The organism is Lederbergia ruris (assembly GCF_018332955.1).
Lineage (GTDB): Bacteria > Bacillota > Bacilli > Bacillales > Bacillaceae_C > Lederbergia > Lederbergia ruris.
In genome coordinates this window covers 1-20,049 of record NZ_BORB01000040.1, presented here as the reverse complement: position 1 = coordinate 20,049, position 20,049 = coordinate 1, and the positions used below count along the sequence as shown (strand labels likewise).

At 38.6% G+C, this 20,049-nt stretch carries 18 protein-coding genes and 1 pseudogene; 15 read left to right on the top strand and 4 right to left on the bottom strand.

The window, feature by feature from the left end; all coding sequences use genetic code 11:
• Positions 1-30: 30 nt before the first annotated feature.
• The 8 genes from KI363_RS17835 to KI363_RS17800 all read left to right on the top strand — a co-directional run bounded on the left by KI363_RS17835 (position 31) and on the right by KI363_RS17800 (position 9,832).
• Positions 31-198, top strand: coding sequence for a hypothetical protein (locus tag KI363_RS17835; RefSeq protein ID WP_212967177.1), 168 nt, complete (start codon positions 31-33; stop codon positions 196-198).
• 213 nt (positions 199-411) lie between these two features.
• Positions 412-1,839, top strand: coding sequence for a PAS domain-containing sensor histidine kinase (locus tag KI363_RS17830; protein WP_158322215.1), 1,428 nt, complete (start codon positions 412-414; stop codon positions 1,837-1,839).
• 307 nt (positions 1,840-2,146) lie between these two features.
• Positions 2,147-3,145: a sugar-binding protein gene (locus tag KI363_RS17825; protein ID WP_212967176.1), complete on the top strand. Its 999-nt coding sequence runs from the start codon at positions 2,147-2,149 to the stop codon at positions 3,143-3,145.
• Positions 3,142-4,602 (top strand): sensor histidine kinase, encoded by a 1,461-nt coding sequence (locus tag KI363_RS17820; protein WP_212967175.1) that lies wholly within the window; start codon positions 3,142-3,144, stop codon positions 4,600-4,602. Before KI363_RS17825 ends, KI363_RS17820 begins: the two co-directional genes overlap by 4 nt.
• Positions 4,577-6,142 (top strand): response regulator, encoded by a 1,566-nt coding sequence (locus tag KI363_RS17815; protein ID WP_212967174.1) that lies wholly within the window; start codon positions 4,577-4,579, stop codon positions 6,140-6,142. The genes KI363_RS17820 and KI363_RS17815 overlap by 26 nt, the downstream gene beginning before the upstream one ends.
• A 310-nt stretch (positions 6,143-6,452) precedes the next feature.
• Positions 6,453-7,874, top strand: a complete 1,422-nt coding sequence (locus KI363_RS17810) for a sugar porter family MFS transporter (protein WP_212967173.1) — start codon at positions 6,453-6,455, stop codon at positions 7,872-7,874.
• A 148-nt stretch (positions 7,875-8,022) separates the two neighbouring features.
• Positions 8,023-8,559 carry a sigma-70 family RNA polymerase sigma factor gene (locus KI363_RS17805; protein WP_212967172.1) on the top strand — a complete coding sequence of 179 codons (537 nt, stop codon included), beginning with the start codon at positions 8,023-8,025 and terminating at the stop codon, positions 8,557-8,559.
• On the top strand, positions 8,552-9,832 hold the full coding sequence (locus tag KI363_RS17800) for a DUF4179 domain-containing protein (protein ID WP_212967171.1): 1,281 nt from the start codon (positions 8,552-8,554) through the stop codon (positions 9,830-9,832). The genes KI363_RS17805 and KI363_RS17800 overlap by 8 nt, the downstream gene beginning before the upstream one ends.
• Positions 9,833-9,913: 81 nt before the next feature.
• Here the strand turns inward: KI363_RS17800 and KI363_RS17795 are convergent, their stop codons facing one another.
• The 4 genes from KI363_RS17795 to KI363_RS17780 all read right to left on the bottom strand — a co-directional run bounded on the left by KI363_RS17795 (position 9,914) and on the right by KI363_RS17780 (position 12,347).
• Positions 9,914-10,213 (bottom strand): hypothetical protein, encoded by a 300-nt coding sequence (locus KI363_RS17795; RefSeq protein WP_212967170.1) that lies wholly within the window; start codon positions 10,211-10,213, stop codon positions 9,914-9,916.
• A 195-nt stretch (positions 10,214-10,408) separates the two neighbouring features.
• Positions 10,409-11,092: a hypothetical protein gene (locus KI363_RS17790; RefSeq protein ID WP_212967169.1), complete on the bottom strand. Its 684-nt coding sequence runs from the start codon at positions 11,090-11,092 to the stop codon at positions 10,409-10,411.
• Positions 11,089-11,979, bottom strand: coding sequence for an ABC transporter ATP-binding protein (locus tag KI363_RS17785; RefSeq protein ID WP_212967168.1), 891 nt, complete (start codon positions 11,977-11,979; stop codon positions 11,089-11,091). Before KI363_RS17785 ends, KI363_RS17790 begins: the two co-directional genes overlap by 4 nt.
• Positions 11,976-12,347 carry a GntR family transcriptional regulator gene (locus tag KI363_RS17780; protein WP_212967167.1) on the bottom strand — a complete coding sequence of 124 codons (372 nt, stop codon included), beginning with the start codon at positions 12,345-12,347 and terminating at the stop codon, positions 11,976-11,978. Before KI363_RS17780 ends, KI363_RS17785 begins: the two co-directional genes overlap by 4 nt.
• 839 nt (positions 12,348-13,186) lie before the next feature.
• Here KI363_RS17780 and KI363_RS22415 point away from each other — a divergent pair.
• The 7 genes and pseudogenes from KI363_RS22415 (at position 13,187) to KI363_RS17745 (ending at position 19,944) form a co-directional block, all read left to right on the top strand.
• Positions 13,187-14,436: pseudogene (locus KI363_RS22415) on the top strand (Rpn family recombination-promoting nuclease/putative transposase).
• 224 nt (positions 14,437-14,660) lie between these two features.
• Positions 14,661-16,049: a TldD/PmbA family protein gene (locus KI363_RS17770; protein WP_212967166.1), complete on the top strand. Its 1,389-nt coding sequence runs from the start codon at positions 14,661-14,663 to the stop codon at positions 16,047-16,049.
• 5 nt (positions 16,050-16,054) lie between these two features.
• Positions 16,055-17,398, top strand: a complete 1,344-nt coding sequence (locus KI363_RS17765) for a TldD/PmbA family protein (RefSeq protein ID WP_158322202.1) — start codon at positions 16,055-16,057, stop codon at positions 17,396-17,398.
• Positions 17,399-17,417: 19 nt separating this feature from the next.
• On the top strand, positions 17,418-18,233 hold the full coding sequence (locus KI363_RS17760; protein WP_246516935.1) for a thermonuclease family protein: 816 nt from the start codon (positions 17,418-17,420) through the stop codon (positions 18,231-18,233).
• Positions 18,234-18,533: 300 nt separating this feature from the next.
• Entirely contained in the window at positions 18,534-18,968 is a 435-nt protein-coding gene (locus KI363_RS17755; RefSeq protein ID WP_212967165.1) for a GNAT family N-acetyltransferase, read from the top strand.
• Positions 18,969-19,178: 210 nt separating this feature from the next.
• Positions 19,179-19,436, top strand: coding sequence for a hypothetical protein (locus KI363_RS17750; RefSeq protein ID WP_212967164.1), 258 nt, complete (start codon positions 19,179-19,181; stop codon positions 19,434-19,436).
• Between the two features lie 76 nt (positions 19,437-19,512).
• The gene (locus tag KI363_RS17745) at positions 19,513-19,944 is read left to right on the top strand and encodes a Pr6Pr family membrane protein (RefSeq protein WP_212967163.1); all 432 of its coding nucleotides are present in this window, start codon (positions 19,513-19,515) and stop codon (positions 19,942-19,944) included.
• Positions 19,945-20,049 lie beyond the last annotated feature (105 nt).

Below are 20,049 nucleotides of genomic sequence, written 5' to 3'. Positions count from 1 at the left end.
CTAAAATCATGGAAGGGGTGGCAATCGATCATGAAAAACTCAAAAGCCTTTTACATGGCTGTACTCATTCTTCCTAAAATCTTCACCTTAGAAAAACTAACAAAATTTCAATACTTAGGGATCAATTTTATCAGAGCCTCACTTTTATATGCTTTTCAATTTATCAATAGTAAAAATGTAAAATCCTCTAAAAAATAAGAGGGTACTTTTGGTAAAATGAAGCTACCCTTGCAATGTAGGATAGGTTTGTAAATATCAATGATAGAATGTTGATTTTATCATTGACAGTTACAATTGAAATTGGTTGAATAAATGTTCATTATAAAACATAGGGGTAGAGCCTTTCTTTTCATAAAAATTGAAACGTATCCTGCAAATATTTTATTACAAATTAAAAAGGAGTAGCAATATATGAATAACGCTGATTTGTTTCATGAGCTTGAAATCTCTCAAGCAATGATCTATTACTCTGACATTTTATTTTCATCTGTCACAGTAAATGGTCAATTCACATATGTTTCGCCACCATTTCTTAAGTTTTCCGGTTATAGACAGGAGGAGCTTAAGGACGCTTCCCTCATAGATTTCCTGCACCCAAATGACAAAAATTTATGGGAGGGGGTCGATCCTACACATCCGCCAGAAAAACTTCATTATCGACTTTGCCGGAAAGAGGGGGATTATGTTTGGCTAGAAACCACATTGATTCCGAATGAAGGTCAGAAAGGCTTTACCTGTATATCGCGCAACATTACAGATCAAATTGCCATAAAGGAAAGACTTGAGGAACAGGAAGAAAAGTATCGCCAATTGGTTGAGAACCTAAATGATACGGTTGGAATCATCACAAAAGACGGCGATTGGATTTATATCAACAAATCTGGAAAGAAATTATTTGGTGTAACAAGGAGAGAGGAAATTATTGGTCGAACTGTTTTTGAATTCCTTTCTCCTGAATCAAGCCAAGCTCTGAAGGATTTGCTGCTGAAAAATGAGTTGAATCAATCATTGGAGTTGACGGTTAACCGGTGTGATGGGCAAATAAAATATGTCCTGATAAAGTTGATTCCGGCCATCCATAAAGGAAGAGAGACTTTTCAAATTCAAATTCGCGATTTGACGGATCAAAAGAAAGCGGAAGAAATGATGGACAGAACAGAAAAACTTTCGGTTGTCGGTCAGCTTGCAGCTAGCATCGCACATGAGATTAGAAATCCTTTGACTGTCATCAAGGGGTTTATACAATTATTAAATCAAATGAAAAACATTCAATATCTAGAGGTTGTTTTGGGGGAATTGAAAAGAATTGAAGAAATTATAAATGATTTATTGGTTCTTGCTAAACCACAGTCGTCTAAAATGGAAAAATTAAACTTGAAAGAACTCCTCGAGAGTACCATTGCATTTTTTCAATCTGAAGCCCTCCTCCATGATATAGATATTCAGACCAACATTGATTTGGCCGATCCTAATATAACGGGAGAAGCGAATAGATTAAAACAGGTTTTTATCAATATTCTAAAAAATGCATCTGAGGCTATGCCTGATGGCGGAAGGATCGATCTCTCGGCACAAAAACTTCAAGATGGTCGGATTGTAATAAAAATCGAAGACAACGGACCGGGGATCCCAGAGGAACGAATGCAAAACTTAGGCCAACCCTTCTACAGTACAAAAGAAAAGGGAACCGGACTGGGATTGATGATTTGCTACCGTATTATTAAAAATCACGGAGGCGACATGGAAATTAAAAGTAAAGTGAATGAAGGAACAACGGTTCATATTTTTCTACCAGAGAAAGGCACACTTCCATCTGAGTCCGATGAAAAAGGATCATAATTATTATCTGGAAGTTACCTGCTTAATAGCTTGTTATAAGGAGAGACAAGAAAGGTTCCAAAAAGTGGATTACTGTAAAGAAAAATCTAAAGACCGTTATAAAATTGAAGTTAAAATTAGTGAGTTAATACACAGACACGGACGAGTGATGTTTAAAACCCCGGGTCTTCTTGGCATGGAAATGCAAGAAGTCATGGGAATATAAAATATTGTAAATTTGAAGCGGATTTTAAAAGCGGGATGAAAAATAAGAGGTTGTGCTACAGTATTATGTAAAAGATGGGTTATCCCATTATAGGAGGTCGGCATGAAACGGACATCCATTATTTATATATTCCTTAGTGCTTCCTTCATATTAGCATTAGGATGTGCTGTTTATTTTTATAATCAGGCGCAGAAATATGATGAGAAGCTTGTGACAGCGACTAGTAATGGGTCTTCTCCGACCTACCATTTTGCTTTAATTGGTGAAGAGATGGACCATGTTTATTGGCGTTCAGTTGGAGAGGGAGCGAAAGAGAAGGAAGCGGAGTATAATGTTTTTATTGAATATGAAGGGCCCAAGCGTTCCAATCCGGAGGAGCAATTAAAGCTTCTAGATATGGCGATTAAATCGAAAGTGGATGGCATCATTGTTCAGGCACTCAATGACAAGTTTACACCTCTCATCAATCAGGCTGTGGATCAAGGAATTCCCGTGATGACGGTTGATACAGATGCACCAGAAAGTAAACGTTCCGCCTATATTGGAACCGATAACTATGAAGCTGGAAGGTTAGCAGGAAATACATTGGTAAAGGAGACGGAGGGAAAAGCAACCGTAGGGATTATTACGGGGAGGTTTGCCAATGCCCATCATCAGCTTCGAATTGAAGGTTTCAAAGAGATACTAGAAAAGACGGAAGGAATCGAAATTGTCGCAATGGAAGAATCCAATATTGATAGAGTGGGAGCAGAGGAACAAGCGTATAAGATGTTACGGGAGCATCCAAATATTACTGCCTTCTATGGTACAAGTACTTTGGATGGTGTTGGTATCACGGCTGCCGCGAAAAAATTAAACCGTCTTGATGACCTGTATGTGATCACATTCGATCGGTCTGATGAAAATGTTCAGTTACTACAAAGCGGGGCTATCAACGCGCTGGTAGAACAGCAACCTTATCAAATGGGCAATCGCAGTGTAGAGATCATGATGGATATTATTAAGGGGAAGCCAGTTGAAGAAATGCATCATACTGACGCTACGATTATTCGGAAATCCGACCTCTTGTACGAGAACGCTCAAGAAGGTGAAACTTCATGATCAAAATTCGGACGAAGCTTATTTTGTATTTTGCTATTGTACTTTTATTCATCTTGCTTATTTATTTTGTTGGAGAGCAAAACAGCCAGAAAGTAACAAAACTACATAATGAAAGTTTGGATCATCTTTTCTTATTAAATGAGATGACAAAAGTAACCAATGAAACATTTCAATCCTTGCAAATCTATGTGCAGGAGCCGCTCCCTGAAAATTTACTTTACTATGAAGATGATAAGCAGAAGCTTCTTCAGTTACAGGAAAAGTTTGCTACTACAAAGGGAAAGCGGATTCCTCGTGAAAATTATTTAAACATGATGAGTAGTTTTCTTGAACTGGCAAATCAAACTATTGAGAGTGTTCACAAGCAGGATATTGAACAATACTCCAGTACACTAAATGAAGCTGAAAAAACATCTCGCTATATTCATGAAAAGACATTAGATTTAATTAATACAGAACTGACAGAATATCAGGAACTCTTTTCATTTACTGACGGAAAAATTAAAAATAGCCGATATTTGGGGACCTCTATTATTATTGCGATTATTATTTTAAGTATTATTTTTGCTTTATGGTTTTCGAATGGCATTACGAGTACGATTAGTCGGCTCACAAAGGCGGCGCAGGAAATTTCAGCGGGACGATATTCTGGGGAGGATGTCGTAGTTTCGAGAAAGGATGAGCTTTGGTTCCTAACCAAGACCTTTAATCAGATGAAGAAGAATATTATGCACTCTGTTAAGGAGATACAAGAAAAGGCACGACTTGCCCAGCTTTTAAAAGAGATGGAGCTAAAAAGCCTGCAAAACCAAATCAATCCACATTTTCTTTTCAATACATTAAACACGATTTCCAAAATGTCTTATATAGAAGGGGCTGAACGAACAAGTGAGTTAATTTCGTCTGTTTCTACATTGCTTCGCTATAATATTGGAAACCTTGATCGACAGACAGTTTTAAAAGATGAAGTGAAAATTGTGAACGAATACTTTTTTATCCAGAAGACACGTTTCGGAGATCGGGTGGAATTCTATCAGAACATTGACCCAGATTGTTTATCAGCTCCACTACCTTGCTTAACCCTTCAACCTATAATCGAGAATGCTTTTGTCCATGGTATTGAAGAGATGGCAGAGGGGGCGAAGATCGAATTGAATATCTATCAAAAAGGGGATAGGTTATGCATTGAAATAAAAGATAATGGCAAAGGCATGGACCAACAGACAATCGAGAGGCTTATGGATACAAATATTGACGATGAAGAAGCCTCATCAAGAAAAAGCTCGGGGCATTCAACTGGAATCGGGATGCGGAATGTCATGAGTCGACTTAAATTGTTTGATAAAGCAAGCAACATAAGCATTTCTTCAGAGTTAGGGAAAGGGACAACTGTTAGCCTCTATTTAACGAAAGAAGGAAAGGAGAACAAATGTGGTAAAAGTAATGTTTGTGGATGATGAGTCCATTGAAAGGGAAGGACTCAGGCTAATGCTAGAACGGAATCGCCATGATGTGGAAGTAGTAGCGGAGGCCCAAAATGGAAAGCAGGCGGTTGAGCTTGCTTTATCTCACAAGCCTGACTTAATTTTTATGGATATTAAAATGCCAGAATTGGACGGCCTTGAGGCGATGAAACAGATACTAGTAGAATTACCGAGTACAAAATGTGTGATGGTGTCGGCTTTTGACACATTTGATTATGCACGAGAAGCGATGAAGTTTGGCATAAAGGAATATTTGTTAAAACCAAGTAAAGTAACGGAGGTCTTGGAAGCGTACGATCGGATGGTTGAAGAGTTGGAAAGCGAAAAACGGGAGGAGGCAGAAAAAACGGAGATTAATTATCGGTTGGAGCGGGTCAGTTCTTTGATCGAGGCGGAATTTATCGTTTCCTTAATGATGGATCATGTATATGAATTTAGTGTTGATGATTGGCGAGATTGGTTGGATCTGGAAAATAGACAAGGGTTTGTTGCTGTATTTTCATTTGAATCTGATCATCTGCATCCAGGACGAGAGGATAAGAGTGAATGGTATCGTATTTTAAAACAATCCTTGCAAGAGGAGCATCCCCATTGTCTAGTTGGACCTTTAACCGGCTTTCAAGTTCCAGCGTTTGTGTTTCATGACCAAATGGAAGCATCCGCTAGCATAAGAGAAAATTTTGCCCGCTCAATGATTCGTCGTGTTCAGCACGAGTTACAAGATTGCCGACTTTTTGTTGGAGTAGGGATGGTCGTATCTGATTTGAATGACTTTTCTCAATCGTATGAGGAAGCGATCTATGCCTTGGAATTTGTGCGCGATCATCCGGGGGCTACTTATATGGTATTCACAAGTCAATTGAAACAAAAGCGTAAAGAGCTTATTCCGTTTGAAGTTGAGAAAGAGCTAGTCGATGCAGTGAAAAAGGGGGATATTCAGCAAGGATTGCACTTGTTTGATTCCTATTACAAACTGATTGTTCAAGCTGCCAATTATCAGATTAGTACGGTAAAAAGAGCAATGGACAATTTCTTTATTGTACTGACGAGATCTATGAAAGAGTTGGGATTTGAAGAGAGTGTGGAGATGAATTTTGAACGATTAGACACATCCACACAAATAAAAGCAGTGGCTAGAGCTTATTTGTCTACGATTATGGAACGAATTAGAGATTGGCGGACAAATGGAATAGAGGGCTTACTCATCCAGGCCAAAGATTATATTGATCGTCATTATCACAAAGCAATTTCCCTAGAGGAAGTGGCAGAACAGATTGGCCTTAGTTCTTATTATTTAAGTAAGCTTTTCAAAGAACAATACCAGGTCACTTTTATTGAATACTTAACACAAGTGCGGTTAGAAAAAGCAAAAGAGTTCTTAGTAGAGGGGACCCTCCCGCTAAAAGAAATTGCCATAACCATTGGGTATAAGGATCCGAATTATTTCAGCCGCGTCTTTAAGAAAGAAACAGGTGTAAGTCCTCGTGAGTATAGAAGTTATTATCAAAAATAGAGGTACAAATCGCTATGATTTGTACCTCTATTTTTTTGGAGGAAAGCTTTACCTATTTCTGCAATTTTAACAAGATTGTCTAGATTTTAACAAGAAATTGAAGGTGAAAGTGCTATCACAGGTATGAAAGCGTGATAAATTGTCATTAAAGCGCCAATTAAAGGGTTTACAGCGATTTATATCACGGACTTTATAGGGATTGTCAAAGATATTATGTAATCGCTAGCTCCTGTATGGGATAGAAAGGTATGCGCTTCCCACTAATGATAATTTTACACAATGAACTGATGCATAAATAAGGAGGATCAACATGTTAGAGAAACGTTCAATGTGGTATGTAATTCTAATCGCCGCTTCAGCAGGTGTGGCGGGTCTATTGTATGGTTTTGACACCGCTGTTATTTCTGGCGCCATTGGTTATTTGCAAGACTTATATGATTTAAGCCCAGCTATGGAAGGATGGGTCATTTCATGCGTGATGGTTGGTGGAGTACTTGGTGTTGCAATGTCCGGATTTTTAAGTGATCGATATGGACGCAAGAACATTATGATTGTTTCGGCTGTTCTATTTATCATTTCCGCATTAGCATCTGCTTTTGCTACAAGTATAGCCGTGCTTGTTTGGGCAAGAATTATTGGTGGATTTGGCATCGGTTTTGCATCCGCTTTATCGGTTACGTATATTAGTGAATGTGCACCACCAGCAATTAGAGGAAGACTTGGCTCACTCTATCAATTGTTTACCATCTTCGGTATTTGTATGACTTTCTACATTAACTACGGCGTTGCCAATAGCGGTACTTACGAATGGGGACTAGAAATAGGTTGGCGCTGGATGCTGGGTTACGGTGTAATCCCGGGTATTGTTTTTTTAATTCTATTAATGTTTGTTCCGGAAAGTCCTCGTTACTTAATTCAAAAAGGTAGAGATGCAGAAGCGTTTAAAACGCTTAGTCGCATTAATGGAGAAGAAATAGCCAAAAAAGAAACCCAAGAAATTAAAGTTTCGATTGAAACAGAAAAAAACTCATCTGTTAAGCAATTATTGAAGCCAGGACTACGCATGGCAATGGGAGTTGGGATTTTCCTTGCCTTATTCAATCAGGTTATTGGGATGAATGCTGTTACCTACTATGGACCTGATATTTTCCGTAGAGTAGGATTTGAAAATAATACTGAATTCCTAGCAACAAGTATTATCGGAAGTGTACAAGTAGTCTTTACGATCGTAGCAATTCTATTAATTGATCGACTGGGAAGAAAGAAACTAATGGCAATTGGTTCGAGTTTAATGGCGATCTTCATGGTATTGATCGGAAGTGTGTTCTTTTTTGAACCTGCGAACAGTGGTCCCTTACTAGTCATCTTTATTGCTGGATTTACCGCTTCATTCTGTATCTCAATGGGACCGATTCCTTGGATTATGATCCCGGAAATTTTCCCAAATCATATCCGTGGAAAAGCGGTTGGGATCGCGACGATGTTCCTTTGGGGAGCAAACTGGGCCATTGGTCAATTCACTCCAATGTTGATTAATAGCATGGGCGGTGCTTTTACATTCTGGATGTTCGCAGTCATTAACGTTATTTGCTTTATATTCGTCATGACCATCGTGCCAGAAACGAAAAACAAATCACTTGAAGAGATTGCGGAACTGTGGAAACCAAAAAATAAAAAAGGGAAAGTGAATAAAGACTTTCAGAACGACTTTGCTACTGACTCACGTGGATGATCGTTAGATAAAGGAAGCCTATTGATAAAAAACGACTTACTTCATTGTAGGTCGTTTTTTGTACATTATAGTAGAGGTTGAGCAATAATTTCTTAAAAAATGAACTTTTTCATATCATATAGACTCTTATAAGTGAAGAGGTGAAGAGATGAATGTGAGTCGACTGGTGAAAAGAGCAAAGAGAGGAAATAAAGCAGCGTTAGTTCAACTAATTATGGCTGAAAAAGACGCATATTACCGTTTGGCCTTCACATATACAGGCAATCAGCATGATGCACTAGAGGCCATGGATGAAATGATCGTGAAAGTATATGAGAATATTAGTCAATTAAAAGACAATGATGCCTTTTTTTGTTGGAGCAAAACGATTCTAGTGAATACCTGTAAAGCAATGATTCGAAAACAAAAGTGGCTTGTATTGACAGATGATCTGTCAACGGTTGAGGGAAATCGGCCTTCAACTAAGGATCCATATGAACAGTCAGAGCAATATATGGTGATAGAGAATTTATTACAACATATTAATGATCATCAAAAAGAAGCCATTCAATTAAAATATTTTCATGACCTTGACTACCAAACCATCGCTGAGATGACCAATGTCTCGGTGGGAACGGTCAAATCACGAATTTTTAATGGATTGAAAAAGTTACGGGAGTATTATGGAGGTGATGAGCTTGAATAAGATTGAACAACAATTAGAAAAGGAAAAGGAGCAGTTAAAATCAGTGGCCGCTCCTCGAGAGTTAGAAGATCGATTACGAAAGGCACTCGATCATACCCCGGATAGGGGGCGGAAATCACGAGTTTGGCTTGTGGCAGCCGCACTTGCATTTTTCACCCTTTTCGTCGGCTATCATTATAATGCGTTCGCCTTTTATGGAAAAAAATTAATCAGTTTTGATGAGGTCATGACAGGGACGTTACAAGATTTAAATGAACAAGGGATGGGGCAAATCATTGATCAATCAACCGATTTAGCAGAGGGGAGCCGGCTGTATATAGATGGCGTAATGGCCGATGAAAATCAATTGGTTTTATATTATACAATCAAAAATCCTGATGGGCTTGATCATGACAACCTTCCGCATTTACACAGCATAACCGGTTTTTTAACGAATTCCTATACTGTTAGTGGAACGACTTGGCTGAATGATAGTAAGACTGAAATAAAAGGGATGCAGACCTTTAAACCTGTCAATGCCTTTGCTAAAAAGTTAACTTTACATTTTTGGGAGATTCCTGATAATGAAAAGCAGATTGCGAGAAACATGACCTTTTCATACGATCCAAACAAGGCTTTCCAAACAGGACTTAAACAGCCATTGAAAAAGACGATCAAGGTAGATAAGGGGGAGGTCAGATTTCAATCGATTACAGCATCCCCAACAATTACGATGGTTAAAGGAACATTAGAGGTTGAGAATTTTGATAGGGTTCCACTAGCCTTAGGAGGGATTGAACTAATCGCCAATGGTCAGCCACTTGAACAACTTGGCAGTGGCATTACTACCGGCCTTAGGGGAAGCAAGTTTGAATTGCGTTATGATGCCCTTCCTGATGAACTAGAGTCTTTACAGCTTGTCATGAAGGAGTTTGTTGGCTACCAGCCACTGAACGAAAAAATTCCACTTACTGGGATTGGAAATGGACCCATTGAGATTAGCGGGAAAACACTGGATATCCTACACTTTCATCGAGAAAAGGGTCAAGTAAAAGTGACGATCACTACTGCTGAAGATGTCATGCTTGAGGGGGTGTCGCTTGAAAGTGGTGGAGGGGTGACCCCGTTGCAAACAACGGTCAACCAAAAGGAAAGCAAACAAGCAAATGGAGATATTTTGAAAGAACGGACTCTGGTATTTAAAACGGAAGATCTGCCGGAACATTTAATCATTAAAGGGATGCACTATATGAAAGAATATCAAGAGAAAGTGGAAATTCCCGTCTCAAAATAAAGATCGAGTGTGCCCACACGTCGGATATGGGCACACTCGATAAATGTAAAGGAATAAAGGCTTAGTAGATAGGATTAGGAATCATTTTGCTCCTTCCTTACTATAAAATCTATAAGCAAAATATCCAAATAGGAAACCGATCCCAGCTCCTAAACTAATTGTAGTAGGTAGAGAGATTGAGGAAAATATCCCAAAAATTACACCGATAGCAGCGCCAAAAAGCATGCCGATTGGGATTAAACTATTTAATAAAGTTTGAGCACCTTTTGATTCTTTCTTGCCAAGGGTACCTTGGTTATATTTATGTTGCAGCCTTTTAACGACAAACACTGCGATTCCGCCGACAATTACAAGGGGTGCAATGGCCATAAGTATCCCCATGTTTAGCATCTCCTTCACTTTTAATCATACCTAAAGTGTTATCCCGAAAGACGAACCTTAATGAATGCTAATTTTGTATAACAAGGATAGCATAGATTCTGGACAGTATGAAATGTTAAACAGTCTGTCATTCAGTGGTAAAACCTATAGGGTGGTCGATTTCCTTGACTGTAATCACTCGCTCCTAGAAATAATCTAAACAGCCGTTCTTCGAATGATCAGAAAGGAAACGATCATGTACAAAAGTGCAAGCGGGATCAACCAGATGCTTAATTGAAAAGCTGTATGTTGCACGACCCAGTGGAATAGATCCGTCCACACTTCAAAATAAGTGGCTAATAGAACAGCTAGAGTGATTGAAAACAGGACGGTAAGACCCAAGGTTAACAATCCTCTAAGACCGTATCGTTTTGTGAAAATTGAAATGAAAAGGCCTAGGAAAAAGAAATTAACAAAGGCAATAAAGTAGACGGCAAATTGTTCGAAAATATTCCCATCATTCAGATAAGGGAAGTTGAAAAAGATGAGCTGATTTCCCCACCCATGTGTCCATTCTTCTACCCATGCAAGCAAAACGAACAGGATGGTGAAGAGCAAGCAAGAGCGAAGTCCCATTATGGCGATACTCATCCAATAATCCGTTCTTCGCAACGACATCCCCATCGCGTAGGCAAAGGTTTGATTAAATCCAACCACTCCCATCACAAACATATAGACGAAAATATAGCTAAAGCCTGTGACTAGTGCTTTTTCATCACCTGGAATCAAGACCCCAATTGTCAAAGCGAATAGAAAGCTAACAAACAAAATGATGAAAGCAATATAGAGCCACGTCCATTTGTCCTGATTGTGTATTTTCAAGGCTCGTTGAATACTCATGAAGACATCACCCCTTTAATTCCCGATTTTGTTAAATAAACAATAAGCTGTTGCAAAGAGACAGGTGAGACCTCAAGTCCACACTGTTTAGCAGTAGATTGCCCCATGGATTTTTCATCGCCAATTAATGTCGCTGTCATCGTACCGCCCATTCTTTCCTCCTGGATGACTTCTTTTCCTTTTACAAATGACTTAACTTGAGCGGCCAAACCCGTCACCGTGTAAGCAAGACCACGTAACTCCTCAGCATCTCGGTCAATAATTATTTTTCCCCGATCGATCACGATCACATGCTCAAGTAAGTTACTGACCTCGTCAATTAAATGGGTAGACAAAATAATCGTCCGCGGATGATTTCCAAAATCCTCAATTAATTGATCATAGAATATTTTTCGTGCAACGGCATCTAGACCAAGATAAGGCTCATCAAAAATTGTGAGCGGTGCTCGGCTTGCCAGACCAATAATAATTCCAACTGCTGAATGCATACCGCGTGATAATTTCTTCATTCTTTTCTTGAGAGGTAGATCAAATTCTTTTACGAGACTCACCGCATAGTCGTGATCCCAATTTTCAAACAGAGAGGCAGAAACTTCTATTACATCGCGGACCCGATAATTATCCGGATACTTTTGACTTTCTTTAATAAAGCAAATTTTTTCCAAAACTTGCTGATTTTCATAAGGATGTTGGCCAAACACTTTCAGCTCACCATTCGTTGAAAAGATCTGAGCCGTAATCAACTTCATTAATGTTGTTTTTCCAGCTCCATTTCTTCCTAGTAGTCCATATATTTTATCCTCTTTGATAGAAAGATTGATATCATCGATGACCTTGCTATCATCATATTTCATTGAAAGCTGTTGGATATCAATAATTTTAGTCATGCTTTCTCCTCCTCTCTTTGTACCATCTCAGTTAGCTGTTCAATCGTCATCCCTAATTTTTTGGCTTCCTGAATCATCGTTACGACATACTGCTCGTAAAATTGTTCTTTTCGCTTTTCGATCACCTTTGCACGTGCTCCTTCTGCAACGAACATGCCAATCCCTCGCTTTTTGTATAGAATCCCTTCGTCTACTAACAAATTCACACCCTTAGCGGCCGTAGCTGGATTGATTTTGTAAAATGCGGCAAATTGGTTCGTGGAAGGAACTTGTTGCTCCTCCAAAAGGGAACCTTCTATTATGTCATCCTCGATTCGTTCAGCGATTTGCTGGAAAATCGGCCGTCCATCGTCTATTAAATGTGTCACAACTTCACCACCATGTTGGTTAGTTACTTATGTAATTAACCATATAACATATAAAAAATAGTGTCAAGGTTTTTTTAGAAAATGGGCAATACACAAAGACATTTCAGCCGAATGATGTGTAGCGGCAAATAAACTGACACAAAGGCTAATAAAAGGGATGGAACGGAGTTTATAATTCGATTGCCATGGGAATCGGAAAAACAGGAACTTCCTCTTGTGGCAAGGATATTTCATTTTTTAGCATGAGCGTATTTAGCAAGTAGCAACAGGCATCCTCTTATAAGAAAATATGTGGATAAGTTTATGAGTAATTCTTACAAAAAGTTTAAATGTCCCATTAATATCTTGACATATGCAGGATTTGTGGATAAGTATACTGTTGTTTGTGGATAATGTGCAAAAGTTAAATATTCCCCTTTATAATTGTGTTAATTATGTGTATAAGTCTGTGGATAAAATAACTTTAAAATAGAACTCCTAGTTATCTTTTTCATATTGTGGAAAGTTCCTTCGAACTTAGATGCTTTTTCACCATCACTAAAATCAAGATAATCGCAAGCAAAGATCCTAGCCAAATGAAAGGCCTGTAAAATGTAAAAAATAAGTAAAACTTAAACATGCTATCTCCTCTTGAACGTAAGCATAAGATTCGATTATGAACGGGAGATTACATATCACTTTTGGATGGTTTATATCTCTTCCGAGTTATGCCGAGGATGAAAATTCACAATAAAACGAATTTCCCATAAAGGAACGCTTGTTTGTATATTGGAAATTTGCTATACTTTGATTAGACATACACCTCATCAGTCCTCATAAAACACAAAGGAAGTGTTTTTATGACAATAACTGAATTAAACTACGAAAAAACGACTTATCCTCCAACATTTATTCAAGTTAAAGAAAAGCCCAATGATTACACAAAAGAAAATGCACGAACAAGATTTCTTAAAAAAATACCACTCGATAAACTAATGGACTTAAAAATCGATTTTGCCTTCAAGCAACTTTTTGGTAATGAAAAAAATAAGGAAATTACGGTCGTCTTTCTGAATTCCATCCTGCAAAAAACAGGTAGGGGCATAATCAAAGACATTCTATTTACCAATACGGAATCAGGTGGTGAATATGTCGATGATAAGCAGTCCAGATTAGATTTATTGGTTGTAACAGATACAGATGAACAGATAAATGTTGAAATCCAATTTACAAATAAATATGATATGATTAAACGTTCTATTTATTATTGGGCTGGTGTGTATCGAAATCCTCTTGAAAAAGGAATGAAATATAATACTTTACAGTCTGTGATCACGATCAATATCCTTAATTTGACTTATTTGATCAAACAAATCGCTTCCATACCTCATTTCACCTGTATGAGGATGAGGAACGATTCAAGTTAACGAATATAATGGAATTCCACTATATTGAAATGACCAAGCTTATAAAAGATTGGCAAAATGAAAAGCTCGACCCTTGGAATGATGTTCTAGATAGGTGGTTGCTTCTGCTTGGTATGGTGGATCATAGAAATAAAAAAGTTTACGATGAAATCTACAAAGAATTGGAGGAGATCGCCATGAAGGATAAACTTCTGTACTCCGCTTTCGAAAACTGGACAGCACTAAGCCTCGACCAAAAACAAAGGCAAGCCTATGAATCACGGTTAAAGCGGGTCATGGATGAAGAAGCCTTCAAAAGTAGTATGGAATCATTGCAACGACAGCTTGAACAGAAGCAGAAGAAGATTGAAAAAGGGGAGCAGGATTTAGAAAAAGGGAAACAGGATTTAGAAAAAGGGAAACAGGAGGTAGAAAAAGGGAAACAGGATTTAGAAAAAGGGAAACAGGAGGTAGAAAAAGGGAAACAAAAGCTAGAAGAAGGAGAACGAGAGCTAGAAAAAAGGGAACAAGGAGTAGAAAAGAGAGAACAAAAGGTGGAAACCGAAAAGCGAGAATTAGAGCAAAGGATGAAACATACAGCCACGCAACTATTAAAGAAAGGATTGGATATACAATTTGTTGTTGAGTCCACTGGCTTACCTAAGGATATAGTCGTGGAAATCCAACGCCACATAGAAAACTAAATCATTAGGCCAACACGAAGTTGGTTATAAAGGCGTTGCGAGAGACAAGCGCGAACTTAACCTTTTAACCTTAATAAAAGTACCAGGCACCTAGGCAATCATGTGTTGTTTGGGTGCATGGTATTTTGTTTTATTTATTTGTATAGTAGTACAAAGCAAAAATTGATAGTACACTAGCTATATAGGAAAAGTTTCGGAGTTTTTAGGAGGAGGGAAAATAGATTATGATCCAACAATCGTTAATGGAAGAGGTTTTAGCCGCTGCTTTATCAACAGGTGGCGATTTTGCAGAGGTGTTTGCGGAGGATAAGTATTCCAACAACTTAAGGCTTCATGATGGAAAGATTGATCGCAGTTTGTCGGGAAGAGAAGCTGGTGTGGGGATTAGAGTGTTTCACGGGTTAAAAAGCACGTATGCATATACAACTGATTTTTCCCAAGCAGGTTTATTGAAGACAGCGAAAGAGGCCGCACAGGCTTTACAGGGTGATTTCTATCAGCAAGCCCCCATTCTTCATAGGCAAATACATCCCCCTCTTCATAAAATTGAGCAGATGCCTGATGGGGTGGATGGGAAGCGTAAAGTACAAGTTATGAAACAAGCGTATGACTTGGCGAAAAACTATCATGCTAGTATAGCACAAGCGACGATTCAATACATAGATCATGAACAAAATGTGCTTATTGCCAATTCAGAAGGAAAGTTTGTGGAAGATAAACGGGTGAGAGGGCGTTTAGCGATTCAAGCGATCGCTTCAGATGGAACGCAAATGGAACCGGGATTTTATGGACCTGGTGCTCATCAAGGATTTGAGTTTTTCGAAAACCTAGATCTGGAGCATTATGCAAGTGAAGCAGCAAGAATCGCTGTGACGATGCTGAAAGCAGAGGAATGCCCGAGTGGAAAATTCCCTGTCATTATTGATAATGAATTCGGGGGCGTTATTTTTCATGAGGCTTGTGGACATGGATTAGAAGCAACGGCTGTCGCGAAAAATAATTCTGTTTTTGCCAATCGAATTGGGGAACAAGTCGCCCCAGAAATCGTCACTTATATTGATGATGGTACACTTGCGAATGAATGGGGCTCGCTGAATATCGATGATGAAGGCGAGAAAACAAGAAAAAATGTTTTAATTGAAAATGGTATTTTAAAAGGATATTTGATTGATAAATTAAATGGGCGTCGCATGGGAATGAGCCTCACAGGCTCTAGTCGGAGAGAATCCTATCGTTTCAGTCCGACTTCCAGAATGACGAATACGTATATTGCCCCAGGAAACTCGACACCTGAAGAAATTATTGCCAATACTGAGTTTGGCATTTATGCGAAATATATGGGTGGCGGTCAAGTGAACCCGGCAACAGGGGATTATAATTTTGCCACTCATGAAGCGTATATCGTGAAGAATGGGAAGATTGCTCAGCCTGTAAAAGGCGCGACACTGATTGGAAATGGCCCGAAAACGTTGCAACGTGTCGATATGGTTGGTAATAATCTTGCTCATGGGGCGGGAATGTGCGGTTCTCTCAGCGGCAGTCTGCCAGTGAATGTAGGTCAACCAATGATTCGTGTCAGTGAAATTACGGTTGGCGGGACGAAGGGGGAGTAAAGTCGATGAAAATTGAAAAATTCCAGGAAAAAGTAATGGTGAGTGGCTTGATGGCCGGTTTCGAAGACATGGAAATTTATTATGAACGTTCCGAGGGACTTTCCTGTGATGTCTACCAAGGGGAAATCGACCGCTACGAAACATCTGCAACGGGAGGTCTTTCTTTTCGGGGGATCTACAAAGGAAAAACGGGCTATGCCTTTACAGAAAAAATCGAAGAAGATTCGATTGATTATTTGCTGGAGAAGGCAAAAGCCAATGCAGAGTTAGCCGAAGAAGAAGGACCTGAAGAAATCTTTGCTGGTAGTGATGAATATAAGGAAATCGATCATTATTCGGATGACTTGGATACCATTTCGACAGCGGATAAAATCGCCTTTTTAAAAGCGGTTGAAGAAAAAGTCCTTGGTTACAACAGCAAAATACACTCGTTAAATACATGCCGGATGATCGAACAATCGAATGAGCGTCTACTTGCCAATAGTAAAGGCCTCGTTTTACATGATCGCAAGAATTTCTTTGCGATTATGGTCTCTGTAGTTGTCAAAGCTGGGGAAGAAACGAAAAGTGGCTTTACCGTGAAAATGACGAAGGATTTCGATACTTTAGATGCAGATGAAATTGCGAGAGAAGCAGCAGAAGAGGCTCTTTCCTATCTGGGTGAACAAGCGATTGCAAATAAAAAATACCCGATTATTTTTAGAAAAGATGCCGCTGTTCAATTACTTGGCACGTTTCTTTCTTCTTTTTCAGCAGAAGTGGCACAGAAAGGTCAATCTCGCCTAAAAGATCAGGTAGGAGAAGCAATCGCGTCTAAACAACTCACGATCATCGATGATCCCTTCTATGAAGGGGGTCCTGCGAATCGAAACTTTGACGGGGAAGGCGTCGCCTCAAAGAAATGTACGGTGATTGAAAAGGGGACTCTGAAGACCTTATTGCATAATCGCAAGACCGCGAAAAAGGCAGGCGTGGAAACGACTGGTCATGCTTACAAGCCTTCCTATAAAGGGACAGTTGTGATTGCCCCATCTAACTTCATTGTTGTTCCGGGAGAAAGAACACAGGATGAACTTGTAGCCGAGCAACAGGAAGCTGTAATGATTACGAAATTATCCGGTTTGCATTCTGGCGCGAATGCCATTTCTGGGGATTTTTCGGTTGCGGCCAATGGATTTTATGTGAAAGACGGCAAAATCGTGGCACCAGTGAAACAAATGACGATCGCCGGAAACTTCTTTGAATTATTGAAAAAGATTGAAGAAGTGGGGTCAGACCTGTATATAAGTCCAGGAGGCACAGGCGCCCCATCTCTACTCGTAAAGGAATTATCTGTCACCGTAGATTAACTAAATCAGGAGAATAAATATGGATGTTGTATTGGCTTTAATGTTTGTCATATGTGGATTGATTTTATGGAGTTTAGCGCGAGGGGTTAGGAAAAAAGGATTCACCTGGAAACGGGGTGGCTCCTTGTTCCTGTCCTTTTTCCTGCTGATCGGAAGTGGTTTTTTTCTCGTGGATAGGAGCGAGCTTCTCTCTGGGATCGGAACCTCTGGAACAACCGAACAAATCCCAGTTGAATTAGTGAAAGTGATTGATGGCGATACAATTAAAATTATTTATCAAGGACAAGAGAAAAATGTTCGTTATTTGTTGATTGATACGCCAGAAACCAATCACCCACGACTTGGAAAACAACCATTTGGCGAAGAGGCAAAGAAAAGAAATACTGAGCTGATTGAGAATGGGAAATTAACGATTGAATTTGATGTCGGAGAAAGGGTCGATAAATATGGACGGCTTCTCGCTTATATCTATGTAGATGGAGCAAGTGTCCAAGAGAAACTGTTGGAAGAAGGATTAGCACGGGTTGCCTATGTCTATCCACCGAATACAAGATATTTAGATCCATTTGAAAAAGCCCAGAAAAAAGCCAAGAAGAAAGAGGCTGGCATCTGGTCACTGGAAAATTATGCGAGAGACGACGGCTTTCATGCGGAATCTACAGAAGCTGAAGAGGAAACCAGTCTGAACGAAGACTGCCAAATCAAAGGCAATATTGGCTCCTCCGGGAAAATTTATCACACACCAGACTCGCCTTGGTATGAACAAACAAAACCAGAAGTAATTTTTTGTACGGAAGAGGAAGCGGTGGAAGCGGGGTTTCGGGCGCCGAAGTGATAAGTTCTAGCCTCGCTATCTAACCGTTGAATGGTAAAGGTATAAATTATAAGAAATTAAGAGTTAAAAATGTTATAGGAAGGGGATACAACTTTTAACCAGCTCAATAGAATAGACAGGGCATATTATCTTGCAAAATAAGGATTCTTAAATTCTCATACCACTTGTCTCAAAAGTTATAAATGTGTTTTTCGTTGGACGGTCCCTTTATTAAACAAAATATTTTTATTTTAGCTTATTTATCCAAGAGAGAGCTATCATGGAGTTAAATCCAATAAGTTGTGGAGGTATTTAATATTTATGGATCTTGTTTTTGGAGAAATTAATATGAATCATATTCCTATAGTGAATAACTGGTACTACAATGATGATGATAGCTTTTATGTGGAGGAGCTAACAGAACGATATATAAAATATGTGACCACCAACCCTAATCATTACTGTTGGATTGTCTATCAAAATAATGCACCCGTAGGTAAAGTATCGTATGAAATAGATAATCAAAAAGCTTACATAGATATCCTTATAAGACCTGACTGCCGACGCAAAGGTCTTGGGAAAACGATAATTGGACAAGTTATAAATAGACCCGAAATCGCATCAATAAAGCAAATCATAGCAAGCATTCAACATACCAATAAGGCAAGTATAAATTTATTTAAGTCAGTTGGTTTTGATGCTATAGAGAATGAAGTTGATGATGATGGGTTTATTGATTATTCATTTTACTTGTAAGGGTATATCTAGGTATTTATACAGTAACATCACTATGATATAAATTAAAGATATTGTTTAATTAACAACACTAGCATTCAGAGATAAAGTAAATCTCAATGAGTTATTTTATTTCAGAAACGTGCTCAATTCCCAAATAAAAACTATACTTCCTTGTAGTAGAGGGTCCGCATCTAATGATAAACTATATATAATGTGGAGGTGACTAAAATGAAATGGGAAGATGTACGTCAAGCGTTTCCTGGGAAGTGGGTTTTGATTGAGGCGATAGAAGCATTTACGAATGAAGAAAGTGAACGTATTTTAGTCGATATCGTCCCTTTAAAAAAGTTCTCAAATTCTCCAGAGGCAACGAGAGCATATCAAGAACTTCATCGAGAAAATCCTACTCGCGAATTTTATGTCCTTCATACAAGTCGAGAAAATCCAAATATTATTGAGAAAAAATGGGTAGGTCTTAGACGATAATGAAAAAGTTAATGATTGATGCGTTTATGGTGGGTCCTAAGCCTAATTCCCTGCCTAAATAACCTGGAGGTGGATGATGTCTGAAATATTTTCAAAAGAAAGGCACTTACACATAAAGGTTTTGTTTCATGCTTTAATAGCGGCAATAGGACTTATTAGTATACCATTACATATATTTTTTTCTCCAGAACCAAGTGTATCTATTACTAAATTTACAATTCATTCTAATATCATTGTGACCATAACATTTATAATTAGTACGTATTTTCTTTTGGTAAAGAAGATAGAAAGCCGTACGTTGGACTTATGGAAAAATGCAGCGCTTATATATATGATGGTCGTTTTATTAACTTATCACTTTATCCTTTCTGGCGGTGGAGAATACAGTGGGACTAGAATTATTACAAATTTCACTTTACACTACTTAATTCCAATGTTTGTTTTACTAAATTGGATCATTTTCGAAGAGAAAAAATGGTATCGTTATTGGATCTACGTCAATATTTAGGACACATAAAAGTTAATTTTTTTCATTGTGCTTCGAAACTTATTTAAATGTGTATTTGAAGGCTTGACATGGAGCCTCTGTGTGCGTGGTGATTTGCGAAAGACG